This is a genomic window from Nitrosomonas mobilis, assembly GCF_900103035.1.
Lineage (GTDB): Bacteria > Pseudomonadota > Gammaproteobacteria > Burkholderiales > Nitrosomonadaceae > Nitrosomonas > Nitrosomonas mobilis.
Window position 1 is genome coordinate 1 of the sequence record NZ_FMWO01000103.1, and the last position, 12,471, is coordinate 12,471.

The following is a 12,471-nucleotide window of genomic DNA, read 5'->3' on the forward strand; positions in this document are numbered from 1 at the left end:
TGGCGCCATCGGTTCCTGACTTTGCCGGCGGCTACTAAAGCCAACCACTTGCAAGGAATCATTGAGGCGGATGAGACCTTTTTTCCCTCTTCCTGCAAAGGTCAACGTCACCTGAATCGTCCACCGCGTAAACGCGGCAAGCAAATCCATGTACGTGGCACAGGCAAAGATCAGGTGCCGGTGCTGGTAGTACGCGACCGCTCTGGTGCAACAGCAGATTTCATGTTGAATGCGCTTGATAAAAAGACAATTGAGCCGTCTTTGCGGGCTATCCTGGCAAAAGATGCCATTTTCTGTAGTGATGGCGCTGCCGTCTACCGGTCTGTGGCTCACAGCCTCGGAATTACCCATCGCCCCGTCAATCTCTCTGCTGGAATTCGAGTCATTGCTGGTGTTTACCATATCCAGAATGTTAATGCCTACGACAGCAGACTTAAACAGTGGATGAAAAGATTTCATGGGGTCGCAACCAAATACCTGGAAAATTACCTGGGCTGGCGTAGATGGCTGGAACGTTGGGGTGGGCACAACTCGCCAATCATTGGTCTCCAGGCCGCTATCGGACGAGAAAATCAGTTTCAACTATTAATGCAGACATAGCCTTAAATAACCAAGCCAGAAAAACCTCGAAACGACAATAGGCAAATAAAATACAATAAAAACAAAGGAATTAAATAACATCCAGTTAACACCTAAAATATAATTTCACTCTCACAAACCTGAGACTATGGCTATTATGCAAACGGTCGAGGTAATTAGCAGATGGGTGCCTCGAAAAACCTCGACTCGCCCACTCTTGGTAGGCTTGGTAACATTACACTGTCCTGAAACCCGTTCTTCTCCTGCAGATGAAACCACATAGCGCCATCAAGCTCGACCTGTTCGCCGACGAACACCACCGCAGGAAAAGTGGCGATTTTCCATGGACAATCGAACCTAATTCGGTCGTGGTCATCATTTTGCGGCAGGATTTACTGAAAACCTCGGGTTATTCGATGTGCTCAGATTTGTTTTTTTACGTCTCGCGCATACCTGCGGCTAAATTGCAGTCAAATGGAGAGCAAGTCAAATGTCAACCAGCATAGAACAAATAATACAAAGAACCATGATGCTGTGCGCATCCACTGGTGCAAAACTAACGACAAAACGCCAGCATGTATTGTTGGTATTGCTCTCCACCCCTGTCCCACTATCAGCTTATGAAATCGCCGAACAGTACAAAAAACGGTTTGATGAAGCGCTGCCTGTCATGTCGGTTTACCGTATCATGCATTTTCTGATTCAGGAAAAGCTGGTGCACAAGCTGGAAACCGCCAATCGCTTCATTGCCTGTGCTCACATCGCGTGCGATCATCCTCATGAAATTCCACAATTTCTAATTTGTGACCGTTGCAAAATGGTACAGGAAGTTGGCATTCAGAAGCACATCATGAAGGAGCTGGCGGACAGTATCGAGCATACCGGCTTTACGCTGGCTAGCCAGCAGCTGGAATTGCATGGTTTATGCAAAAATTGCCGCGAAATTTCCTCCTAAAATATCACTGAAAATTACGGTCGGAATTATGCCTGACCGGTCAATACTCCATCCACCAACCGTAATACCCGATCCGCCCGGCTGGCAAGGTGGGTATCATGCGTCACCATGATCATGCCAGCATTCACCTTGCGATTCAGACGCAACATCAGATCGAACACGCTCTCCGCAGTATGACGATCGAGATTGCCGGTCGGCTCATCCGCCAGCACGCAGGCTGGTAGTGTTACCAATGCGCGCGCAACTGCGGCACGTTGACGTTCGCCTCCGGACAATTCACTCGGAGTATGAGTTAAGCGGTGCTCAAGGCCAACGTTGCCCAACATTTGTGCTGCCTGCTCCATTGCCGCCCTTTTATCGACACGCCGGATCATTAGCGGCATCGCGACATTTTCTTGTGCGGTAAATTCAGGCAGCAAATGATGAAACTGGTAAACAAACCCGAGGAACTGATTGCGCAAACGTCCGCGCTGCTGCTCGCTGACTTTAGCCAGATCCTGATCCTGCAACAGCACTTCTCCTTGCGTGGGCTTATCCAGTCCGCCGAGCAGATGCAGAAGCGTGCTTTTGCCTGAACCTGAGGCACCAATGATCGCAATCAGCTCGCCTTCATATAGCGCTAGATTGACACCATGCAATACCGGCACTTCATGCTTACCCTGAAAATAACTTTTGTGCAGATTACGACAGGCAATGACGGTTTTACTCATAACGCAGCGCCTCGGCCGGATTCACTTTCGATGCGCGATAGCTTGGATAGAGGGTTGCAAGCAGCGTTAATACGAAGGAAACGAGCGCGACCGTGACGATATCTGATAGTTGCGGCTCGGAAGGGATTTTGCTGATGTAATATACTTCTTGAGACAAAAACTGGATGTTGAACAGACCTTCGATCCATGCCACCAGATCACCAACGTTATACGCTAGCAAGATCCCGCCCAACAAACCGAGTAGTGTGCCCAGCAGGCCAATCATCGTACCTTGCACAATAAAAATCTTCATGATGCTGCTGGGGCTTGCCCCCAACGTGCGCAGAATCGCAATATCCGATTGCTTGTCCGTCACCGCCATCACCAATGTTGAAACAATATTGAACGCAGCTACTGCGATGATCAGCGCAAGAATGAGCGACAACATGCGCTTTTCGATCTGGATCGCCCGAAAATAATTGGCGTGTTGCTGCGTCCAGTCCGTCAGATAATAGTTTGACGTCAACCGATTCACGAGATCCCGCACCACCTGCGGTGCCTGGAAAAGATCATTCAACTTCAATCGTACCCCGGATACCTCATTGGGTGCCATGCGATACAGTTTCTGCGCATCAGCCAGATGGATCAGCGCAAGGCCGGAGTCGTATTCAAAATGCCCAGCCTCAAACACACCCACCACCGTGAATTGCTTCATGCGCGGCAGGATGCCGGCTGGCGTCACCTGCCCCTGCGGAGAAATCAGTGTGATTTTATCGCCGGGGTAAGCCCCAAGACTGCGCGACAGCTCCAGGCCGATCACCATGCCAAACGCGCCTGCCTGCAACTGATGGAATTCACCCATCACCATTCTGCTGGCAAAATCTGCGACCTTGTTTTCGGTATCCGGCAAAATCCCGCGTACACTAACACCACGCACCACCTGCTGGTAGGAAAGCATCCCCTGCGCATCCACATAGGGCGCCGCCGCCGCAACTTGCGGCAGCTTCATGGCTACTGCGGCAAGTTCCTGCCAATCGGTCACGCTGCCCTGAAAACTACCGATCTGCACATGCGAGGCCACCCCCAGAATGCGCGCACGCACTTCCTTATGGAAGCCATTCATCACCGACATGACGGTGATCAACGCCGTCATGCCCAATGTAATCCCCAGCAACGAAATCAGCGAAATAAAGGAAATAAAATGATTGCGGCGCTTGGCACGTGTATAACGCAGGCCGATCATGAATTCGTATGCGGTCACTAATATTTCTCGGAAAAATCAATCAAGCGCGAAGTATGCCATATCTCCTGAATAGGGTTATGACACAACACATTCAACGACACGGATTTTGATGAACGGATTCAAGCTCGAAGTACAGCAGTCAATACCAGCTTATCCATCAGGTCATTATCGCATCGAATGAAGACCGGTAACATCGCCTTCTGCAGCTCGCGTCAGGCCAATCTCGCATGAGAAGCACACCATCGTGCCGTCGCGCAGCAGAATATAGCCTGCCACGCGCACCAAGCCCAAAAATGACGCTCCGAATTTGCTTGATTTGCGACCTGAATCCATTCTATTACATCAAGCTGCTGTATACTCCTCTGGAATTTGTGGCTGCAATACTTTTTACCTCTTATAACCGCACTATATAGCTACCTGATTACTTGTGGGCGCACTAATTTTTTACACATTCATTTTCTTTATCGGTTTTTTTTTCGCGCACGGATTCACCCTGTTAACCAAGCGTGACTTTTTGAATCGCCGCTGGACAGGACTGGCGTGCGTACTCATGATGTCGATCATGCATGGATACAAGATATTGAGCACCAAACCACCTAATGCTCATGAAGATGAGGCCATGCAGGCATTGGGCTACTACGTTATTCTGCCGGTCAGTGTCATCGTCGCTGTGTTGCTGTATTTATGGTGGCGAGACCAAAATAACGGCGATAATAGCTATTAAAAAATATTCGTACTGATATTTGCGGCTTATTTGTATTCCTCATGTCATCATTAATCGATAAAATCATTCGCCCCGAAATCAGGGCGCTTTCAGCGTACCATGTGCCGTCTGCCAGAGGATTGATCAAGCTGGATGCGATGGAAAATCCCTACACGCTTCCGCCGTTTTTACGCGAGGAGATATCCAGGATTGTTGTCGGCGCCGAAGTTAACCGCTATCCTGATCCACATGCAGTTGACCTGAAACAGACTCTACGCACAACGCTGTCGATTCCTGCTGGCATGGATATACTGCTGGGTAACGGTTCGGATGAAATTATCCAGATTATCGCACTGGCAACTGCTCGTCCTGGCGCCAAACTGTTAACGGTTGAACCTGGTTTCGCCATGTTTCGCATGATCGCTGCCTTTGCCGATATGGAATACTTTAGTATTCCATTACTGTCAGATTTTTCGCTTGATGCTGATCATATGCTGGACGCTATCGCCCGACATCAACCAGCAGTTATTTTTCTGGCTTATCCCAACAACCCCAGCGGCAATCTGTTTGATACCGAAGCACTGTGCCAAATTATCGAGGCCTCCCCGGCGCTGGTAGTCATTGATGAAGCCTATCATCCCTTTGCGGACAAAACTTTTCTCGACAAGCTGCCTGATTATCCGAATTTGCTGGTGATGCGTACACTGTCCAAACTCGGCTTAGCCGGTTTGCGGCTGGGATTATTGACTGGCAATCCGGAATGGTTGGTACATTTTGAAAAAATTCGCTTACCCTACAACATTGGGATCATCACGCAATTGGTCGCCACAAAAGCCATGCAGCATTTCGCTGTGCTGCAGCAACAAGCTTATGAGATCAAGCAAAATCGTACAGTATTAATGTCGAAACTTGCTGCACTCGACGGTGTTGAAGTTTTTCCATCTGATGCAAATTTCATTTTATTTCGAGTAAATCATGCCAGTGAAATTTTTCAGGCACTCGTGCAACAGGGTATTCTGATAAAGAATCTTGACAATACTCACTTCTTGTTAAAGAATTGTCTTCGTGTCACTATTGGCACAATGGATGAAAACACTCAGTTCCTTAAAACAATCAGCAATTTGATCAATCAAGACTGATTTGCTAATCAAGTACTTTCTCGCCCTGGTGCGAATAATCTCATGCGTACAGCACAAATAACGCGTAACACACAGGAAACCCAGATTGCGGTCGCCATCAATCTGGACGGCCAGGGGAAGGCCAAGTTAGATAGTGGCATACCCTTTCTCGATCACATGCTTGATCAGATCGTTCGTCACGGTATGGTAGATCTAAGTGTGGCCGCTCAGGGGGATTTGCATATCGACGCTCACCATACGACCGAAGATATCGGCATCACTATCGGGCAAGCACTATTCCAGGCAATTGGTGACAAGAAGGGAATCATGCGCTATGGGCATGCCTATGTACCCCTGGATGAAGCACTATCCAGGGTAGTCATTGACTTGTCAGGGCGGCCGGGCTTGCAATTCAATGCGACTTTCTCACGCGCCATGATCGGGTCATTTGATGTGGATTTAATCCATGAATTTTTTCAAGGCATGGTCAATCACGCGATGATGACGTTGCATATCGATAATCTGACAGGGAATAACGCGCATCACCAGGCCGAGACAATCTTTAAAGCATTTGGCCGCGCCCTGCGGATGGCCATCGCCGCTGATCCACTCTGCCCGGACAGAGTTCCGTCTACTAAAGGCTCACTGTAAAAACGAACTCTCAGTCAGCACATGAATACAATCGCGATTGTGGATTACGGCATGGGGAACTTGCGGTCAGTTTCCAAAGCGGTTGAACATGTCGACTCAGGCGCAAATGTTACCGTAACGAGTGATCCCGCAATCATACGAACAGCATCACGCGTGATCGTTCCCGGGCAGGGTGCGATGCCGCAATGCATGCGGGCATTATCGGATCACAAATTACGGGAAGTTGTGCTAGACGCTGCAGAAAACAAGCCTTTTCTCGGTATCTGTCTTGGGCTACAAATGCTCTTTGAGCATAGTGAGGAAGGGAATAGCGACGCCCTGGGAATCTTTTCTGGCGTTGTCAAAAAATTTATATCTCAATCCGTGAATGCTGGCGATCAAAAGCTCAAAATTCCTCACATGGGATGGAATCAGGTTCATCAGGATATGGCCCATCCTTTATGGGAAAATATTCCAATAGATGCACGATTCTATTTTGTACATAGCTATTACGTGGTTACCAGAGAACCCGATATTGTGGCGGCCAGCACCAATTACCCGACATCATTTACCTGCGCAATTGCTAAAAATAATATCTTTGCCGTGCAGTTTCATCCAGAAAAAAGTCAGTTGGCTGGACTACAGTTATTGAGTAATTTTTTGAAATGGACGCCGTAGTTGTTGCCACCTTCATTCTTGATCCCCTTACCTCCCATCGCTCTCTTTATTTAAAAATTAATCAGACATCGCCATGCTAATTATTCCTGCTATAGATCTGAAGGATGGAAATTGTGTTCGCCTGAAACAAGGCATGATGGAAGATGCCACCATTTTTTCCGAAGACCCTGCGACTATCGCCCTACGATGGCTCGACCAAGGTGCGCGCCAATTACATCTGGTCGACCTGAATGGCGCCTTTGCCGGCAAGCCTAAAAATAGCGAAGTTATTCGCCAGATAGTAGGGGCCGTGGATGGGAAGATACCAATCCAGTTAGGTGGGGGTATTCGGGATCTGGATACGATCGAACATTATCTTGATAATGGCATCAGTTACGTCATTATTGGTACCGCCGCTGTCAAAATACCAGGTTTTCTACACGATGCCTGCTATGCCTTCCCTGGACAGATCATGGTTGGGCTGGATGCCAGAGATGGCAAAGTCGCCGTCGATGGCTGGTCTAAAGTGACGGGGCACGATATAGCGGATCTCGCCAGGAAATTTCAGGACTATGGCGTGGAAGCCATCATTCATACCGACATTGGTCGGGACGGCATGATGAACGGTATGAATGTTCAAGCTACTGTTGCACTGGCAGATACATTGACTATCCCGGTCATAGCCAGTGGTGGCATTACCAATTTAGAGGACATCAAAAAACTGTGCGAGTTCGAGTCACATGGGATTATGGGCGCAATAACCGGTCGCGCCATTTATCAGGGATCACTGGATTTCGGCGCAGCACAAACGCTAGCTGATAAATTAAGTTTGTTAAATAGCAAAACCACCTCTCCAGCACGATGAATTTTCTGCCTTCCCTGACATGGGATTAGCCAAGCGCATCATACCCTGCCTGGATGTCAGTAACGGGCGCGTGGTAAAAGGAGTGAATTTTGTTTCACTTAAGGACGCTGGTGATCCTGTCGAGATTGCCAGGCGCTATGATGAGCAGGGAGCGGATGAACTGGTTTTTCTTGATATTACCGCCAGTTCGGATGAGCGAGATCTGATACTGCATATCGTGGAAGAAGTCGCATCCCAGGTTTTTATTCCACTGACAGTTGGTGGTGGAGTACGCAAGGTGGAAGATGTGCGTCGGCTCCTGAATGCCGGTGCTGATAAAGTTAGCATCAACACATCTGCTGTTCTGAATCCAGCACTAATAGCAGAATCAGCCGAGCGTTATGGCTCACAATGTATCGTGATCGCGGTCGATGCACGGCAGGGAAGTAACTCAATTGACGGCATAAAAAACTGGGAAGTTTTCACGCACGGTGGTCGCAAGCCAACGGGTATCGACGCTATTGAATGGGCTAAAAAAATGCAATTGCTAGGCGCGGGAGAAATCATGCTTACCAGCATGGATCGCGATGGTACGTGTGCCGGATTTGATTTGGATCTGACCCACGCCATTTCGGACGCCATCGATCTGCCCGTAATTGCCAGTGGTGGCGCGGGCAATCTCGATCATCTAGTTGACGGAATTCTGCAAGGGCATGCCGATGCCGTACTGGCCGCCAGTATTTTTCATTATGGTCAATATACGATCATGCAAGCCAAACAACATCTTTCCGCACATGGGATAGAAGTCCGCCTGTAATATTGGAGTAAACTAGGGTACTAGCATTCACAAAAGTCACTAGAGGATTTATGCCCAATAATTGGCTTAACAAGATCAACTGGTCAGAAGATGGTCTGATTCCAGTCATTGTTCAGGAAGAAAGCAGCAGCAAGGTATTGATGTTTGCCTGGATGAATCGTGAGGCGCTTGCATTGACTGTCGCTCAAGGTGAAGCTGTTTACTGGTCACGCTCCAGAAAAAAACTGTGGCACAAAGGTGAAGAGTCTGGTCACAAGCAGAAAATCAAGGCGATTTATCTGGACTGTGATGAAGACGTATTGCTGCTTTCCGTAGCTCAAATCGGAGGTATCGCTTGTCACACTGGGCGGGAGAGCTGTTTTTTCAATAAACTGGAAGCAGATGAATGGGTCGAGGCAACTCTCGTCATCAAAGACCCCTCGCTAATTTATAATAAATGACATCATCCACTATATTGCGGCGACTCTCGGATACCATCGAAGCGCGCAGACATGCTGACCCCGCCAGTTCTTATGTTGCCAAACTGTTAGCAAGTGGCCAGGATAAAATCCTGAAAAAAATAGCGGAAGAAGCGGCTGAAACGATCATGGCGTCCAAGGACGGCGATGCTGATCAGATTATTTATGAAACGGCCGATTTATGGTTTCACACTCTGGTAATGCTCGCACATCATGGAATCTCACCCGATGTCGTTCTACAGGAGCTGGCGCGACGGGAAGGGATATCCGGCATCGATGAGAAAGCATCGCGATCGACCAGCCAGTAAACTCGGTTACGCTGCAGATTAACTGACAATGACAGGATAAAAGTAAAGTGATGGATGAAGATTGTATTTTTTGCAGAATTATCAGAAAAGAAATTCCTGCCGGTATCATTCATGAAGACGAAGATACCTTGGCGTTCCTGGATATTCATCCGGTTGCACCCATCCATTTTCTGCTGATTCCGAAACTGCATATCGGCGCCCTGAGCGAGATCGATAGCAATCATCAACAACTAATGGGCAAAATGATGTGTCTAATTCCAGGGTTGGCTGCAGCACAGGGTTGCAATGATGGATTTCGGACAATCATCAACACGGGGCGGGTCGGTGGACAGGAGGTGGCACATCTCCATATTCATATCATTTCCGGAAATGATCGTCTGCCAGCCATGATTAAATATGATTAAACTGTTTTCAGGGGAGTAAATAATGGGAACATTCAGTATCTGGCATTGGCTGGTCGTGCTGGCAATTGTGGTTTTGGTATTCGGCACTAAAAAACTGCGTAATTTAGGTAGTGATCTGGGTGGTGCGGTTAAAGGATTCAAGGAAGGCATGAAAAGTGCCGATGACGACACATCATCGTCTCCGCCAGCTCCCCCCCCCCCTTCACAGCAAATAAACAATCTATCTGTTGAACATGAAATTAAGGACAAAGACCAGCCCAAGGTTTGACCATAAGTGTACAGAATACCTCCTGGGTTGACTGATGTTTGATATCAGCTTTGCTGAACTAATGATCATTATGATCGTTGGTTTGATCGTGCTAGGCCCGGAAAAGTTGCCGGTCGTCGCCCGCACTATCGGACACTTGCTGGGGCGCGCTCAGCGCTATGTAGAGCGTGTCAAAAGTGATCTTCGCGCTGAAATAGAACTGGACAATCTTAGAAAACTGCAGGATACCATGCAGGATAATATCAGCACATTTAAGGATTCGCTAAACAAGGAAATGTCTCAAATTCAGCAATCTACTGATATTTCTTCAACTGCGACCAGCAAAAATACCGACGCCCCCGATGCCGCCCAGAAAATTACACACCCTGGAATCCCTGCTCAAGGTGCTTCCCAGCCGGAATCACCTATTGCTGATCCAGAAACCGGTGTGGCCAAATTGGCTGCCAATAAAAATCAGCATGATGCGTAAAATCATCCAGCCAAATATTTCATAACGAATTTCAGTGCATAACAATTGATGGATGATGAGAATACCTTCATTGCGCATCTGGTGGAGCTGCGCACCCGATTGATCCGGGTTTTCCTGGTTTTATTTACAGCTTTCTTGCCATGCGGTTTTTTTGCACGAGAACTGTATAACATACTGGCGCATCCGTTATTGGAAAAACTGCCTCAAGGCGGGCAGATGATCGCAACTGCTGTTGCCACTCCCTTCTTCATACCCATGAAAGTAGCGCTGATGGCAGCATTCCTACTCACTCTGCCCCATACACTGTATCAAGTCTGGGCATTTGTCGCGCCCGGACTTTACGCTCATGAAAAACGTTTATTCCTGCCATTGGTTATTGCCAGCAGTATTCTGTTTTTCCTGGGGATGTCCTTTGCCTATTTTGCGGTACTGCCACTGGTATTTGAATTTATCATCCATTTTGCACCAGAAGGCGTAGCGGTCATGACGGATATTGGGGAATATCTCAATTTCGTATTATCGATGTTCTTGGCTTTTGGCATTACTTTTGAAGTACCGGTATTCGTTCTGGTTCTGATTAGAGCCGGCATTGTTCCGATCGAAAAGATGAAAGCAATTCGTCACTATGTATTGGTAGGCGCATTTGTAATTGCCGCAATCGTCACGCCACCAGATGTCATTTCACAATTTTTGCTGGCTGTGCCATTATATTTGCTTTACGAACTGGGAATCGTGCTGGCTGGCCTGACAATCAAACAGGCTAACAACGCAGCCACTATAATGAATCCAGGCAGTCAGGAAAAGGAAAAAGAAAAAGAAAACAGCTAAGGTTGTGTTTACAATTGTCTTTGCCTGACATGCTCAAACAAACAGACTGCTGCTGCTGCTGCAACGTTCAATGATTCTATCTTTCCCGGCATAACGACCTTGATGCGCCTGTTAATTTGTTTTAAAAGCTCTTCTGACAAACCATTGCCCTCATTTCCAAAAGCAAATATGATCGGCTCCCGCAAATTGGCTGTATAAACGGAAACCGCATCACGCATAGTTGCCGCTACAACTTCACCTTCATATTCGCCTGTCAGTTTTATCAAGTCGATATCTTCATGCAGCCGCAAATGGAAATGCGCTCCCATGCCAGCACGCAAGGTCTTGGGGGACCAGCAATCCGTACAACCAGCCGATAAAAATACATCACTTACACTTGCTGCTGCAGCAGAACGTAATATTGAACCCAAATTACCGGGATCTTGAATGGTCTCCAGCATGACTCCAAATGAACAATCCTGGATTCTGCCAATGCCTGGGGGCGCCGGTACTTGCATTAGCGCTAAAATACCAACGGGTGTTTTTACAGAAGAAATATGCTTAAACAAAGCATCGCTCAGCGCCCAGCGGTCCAAGGCTGACACTGCTTTTGTTTGATTGATTATATGTCTGATTTCTTGAATCTGACTGCCAGATTCGCTGATAATCAAACTTAGTGGCATGCCACCACACGCAAGATAGGATTCAACCAGATGCACGCCATCCAGTAACGCCAGCTTCTCTGTTTGACGATAAGTCGAAGATGCTTGCAGCTTTAGCATCTTCTTATAAAAAGGATGCTCACGCGAAGAAATACTACGCATACTGTCATAATACAAAAAAACGAATTATGACAGTATAGCAGTAACGGTACTAACTTAAGGTAATAACCCCTTACACTTTAGTTCTCCAACGTTCTGAGTTTACCCCCCTCCCCTCTTGAGCGCTGTCTGGAATTTGATGACACTGTTTTACCATAAAGCTGAAGGATCTGGTCCCTCTGGCGTAGAAGGCTTTCCGCATGCGACTAATGCCAATACCATTGCCACACTGATAATTAGTTTAATACCCATGTTTACCTCTTCTTATTTTTAAGTTATTGAACTCAATCTGTTTACTAAAGTGTGCAATATGCCTGAAAGGGGTATAACAAATGTTGATCAAGGTCAAATTTCAAGTATTTATGTCTCATCGTTATTTAATACTCACCTAAAAACCCTATTTTTAGCAAGAAAACTGCTGCTCTTTAAGCAGCACGACTAAATAACCACCGGTCGAAACCGGTGGGCCAGAGCTACGAATTGAAAGTCTGGATACGCGTCGACTGAACGGCGCATCTTATTCCGGTTTCATTTTGAAATTACCGCCTGGATTTAGCTCGGAATGATTCTTCTGAGGTAACTACTCACCCCATACTTTATGAGCTTCACCGGCCAACGCTATTTGAATAGCGACAAGTGGGTTATATCCCTTGTTGGCCATGGATTGCAGATAGCTTGAAATTCGGCAATAGGCATGTGCG

General features: G+C 47.3%; 18 protein-coding genes. 15 read left to right on the top strand and 3 right to left on the bottom strand.

From position 1 onward, the window contains the following. From NSMM_RS14560 to NSMM_RS14570, 3 genes are all read left to right on the top strand, one after another. The coding region (locus NSMM_RS14560; RefSeq protein ID WP_143001966.1) for an IS1595 family transposase at positions 1–600 on the top strand (600 nt) is incomplete at its 5' end. Positions 601–848: 248 nt separating this feature from the next. After that, on the top strand, positions 849–1,085 hold the full coding sequence (locus NSMM_RS14565) for a hypothetical protein (protein WP_090288610.1): 237 nt from the start codon (positions 849–851) through the stop codon (positions 1,083–1,085). Beyond that, a complete protein-coding gene (locus NSMM_RS14570; protein ID WP_090288612.1) occupies positions 1,070–1,534 on the top strand; it encodes a Fur family transcriptional regulator in 465 nt (154 codons plus the stop codon). The genes NSMM_RS14565 and NSMM_RS14570 overlap by 16 nt, the downstream gene beginning before the upstream one ends. Positions 1,535–1,560: 26 nt before the next feature. On the opposite strand, the gene lolD is transcribed toward NSMM_RS14570, so the two are convergent. Continuing rightward, positions 1,561–2,244 (bottom strand): lipoprotein-releasing ABC transporter ATP-binding protein LolD, encoded by a 684-nt coding sequence (lolD, locus tag NSMM_RS14575; RefSeq protein ID WP_090288614.1) that lies wholly within the window; start codon positions 2,242–2,244, stop codon positions 1,561–1,563. Beyond that, on the bottom strand, positions 2,237–3,484 hold the full coding sequence (locus tag NSMM_RS14580) for a lipoprotein-releasing ABC transporter permease subunit (RefSeq protein ID WP_090288616.1): 1,248 nt from the start codon (positions 3,482–3,484) through the stop codon (positions 2,237–2,239). The genes lolD and NSMM_RS14580 overlap by 8 nt, the downstream gene beginning before the upstream one ends. Before the next feature lie 409 nt (positions 3,485–3,893). Here NSMM_RS14580 and NSMM_RS14585 point away from each other — a divergent pair, with 409 nt between their 5' ends. The 12 genes from NSMM_RS14585 to tatC all read left to right on the top strand — a co-directional run bounded on the left by NSMM_RS14585 (position 3,894) and on the right by tatC (position 10,970). Then, complete coding sequence (locus tag NSMM_RS14585) at positions 3,894–4,190, top strand: hypothetical protein (RefSeq protein WP_090288619.1); 297 nt, start codon at positions 3,894–3,896, stop codon at positions 4,188–4,190. A gap of 41 nt (positions 4,191–4,231) precedes the next feature. Then, the gene (hisC, locus tag NSMM_RS14590; protein ID WP_090288621.1) at positions 4,232–5,308 is read left to right on the top strand and encodes a histidinol-phosphate transaminase; all 1,077 of its coding nucleotides are present in this window, start codon (positions 4,232–4,234) and stop codon (positions 5,306–5,308) included. 42 nt (positions 5,309–5,350) lie between these two features. Continuing rightward, entirely contained in the window at positions 5,351–5,938 is a 588-nt protein-coding gene (gene hisB / locus NSMM_RS14595; protein ID WP_090288623.1) for an imidazoleglycerol-phosphate dehydratase HisB, read from the top strand. 21 nt (positions 5,939–5,959) lie between these two features. Then, a complete protein-coding gene (gene hisH / locus NSMM_RS14600) occupies positions 5,960–6,595 on the top strand; it encodes an imidazole glycerol phosphate synthase subunit HisH (RefSeq protein ID WP_090288625.1) in 636 nt (211 codons plus the stop codon). 73 nt (positions 6,596–6,668) lie between these two features. After that, positions 6,669–7,439 carry a 1-(5-phosphoribosyl)-5-[(5-phosphoribosylamino)methylideneamino]imidazole-4-carboxamide isomerase gene (hisA, locus tag NSMM_RS14605; protein WP_090288626.1) on the top strand — a complete coding sequence of 257 codons (771 nt, stop codon included), beginning with the start codon at positions 6,669–6,671 and terminating at the stop codon, positions 7,437–7,439. Between the two features lie 19 nt (positions 7,440–7,458). Next, entirely contained in the window at positions 7,459–8,235 is a 777-nt protein-coding gene (hisF, locus tag NSMM_RS14610; RefSeq protein ID WP_090288628.1) for an imidazole glycerol phosphate synthase subunit HisF, read from the top strand. Between the two features lie 50 nt (positions 8,236–8,285). Continuing rightward, entirely contained in the window at positions 8,286–8,675 is a 390-nt protein-coding gene (gene hisI / locus NSMM_RS14615) for a phosphoribosyl-AMP cyclohydrolase (RefSeq protein ID WP_090288630.1), read from the top strand. Further along, the gene (locus NSMM_RS14620; RefSeq protein WP_090288632.1) at positions 8,672–9,001 is read left to right on the top strand and encodes a phosphoribosyl-ATP diphosphatase; all 330 of its coding nucleotides are present in this window, start codon (positions 8,672–8,674) and stop codon (positions 8,999–9,001) included. The genes hisI and NSMM_RS14620 overlap by 4 nt, the downstream gene beginning before the upstream one ends. Positions 9,002–9,051: 50 nt before the next feature. Next, positions 9,052–9,405, top strand: a complete 354-nt coding sequence (locus NSMM_RS14625) for a histidine triad nucleotide-binding protein (protein ID WP_090288634.1) — start codon at positions 9,052–9,054, stop codon at positions 9,403–9,405. Between the two features lie 22 nt (positions 9,406–9,427). After that, positions 9,428–9,673 carry a Sec-independent protein translocase subunit TatA gene (gene tatA / locus NSMM_RS14630; RefSeq protein ID WP_090288636.1) on the top strand — a complete coding sequence of 82 codons (246 nt, stop codon included), beginning with the start codon at positions 9,428–9,430 and terminating at the stop codon, positions 9,671–9,673. A 34-nt stretch (positions 9,674–9,707) separates the two neighbouring features. Beyond that, complete coding sequence (tatB, locus tag NSMM_RS14635; protein ID WP_090288638.1) at positions 9,708–10,142, top strand: Sec-independent protein translocase protein TatB; 435 nt, start codon at positions 9,708–9,710, stop codon at positions 10,140–10,142. Between the two features lie 48 nt (positions 10,143–10,190). Next, positions 10,191–10,970, top strand: coding sequence for a twin-arginine translocase subunit TatC (gene tatC / locus NSMM_RS14640; protein WP_090288640.1), 780 nt, complete (start codon positions 10,191–10,193; stop codon positions 10,968–10,970). 8 nt (positions 10,971–10,978) lie between these two features. Here tatC and NSMM_RS14645 read toward each other — a convergent pair whose 3' ends face one another. Further along, entirely contained in the window at positions 10,979–11,773 is a 795-nt protein-coding gene (locus tag NSMM_RS14645; RefSeq protein ID WP_090288642.1) for a TrmH family RNA methyltransferase, read from the bottom strand. Positions 11,774–12,471: the final 698 nt, after the last annotated feature.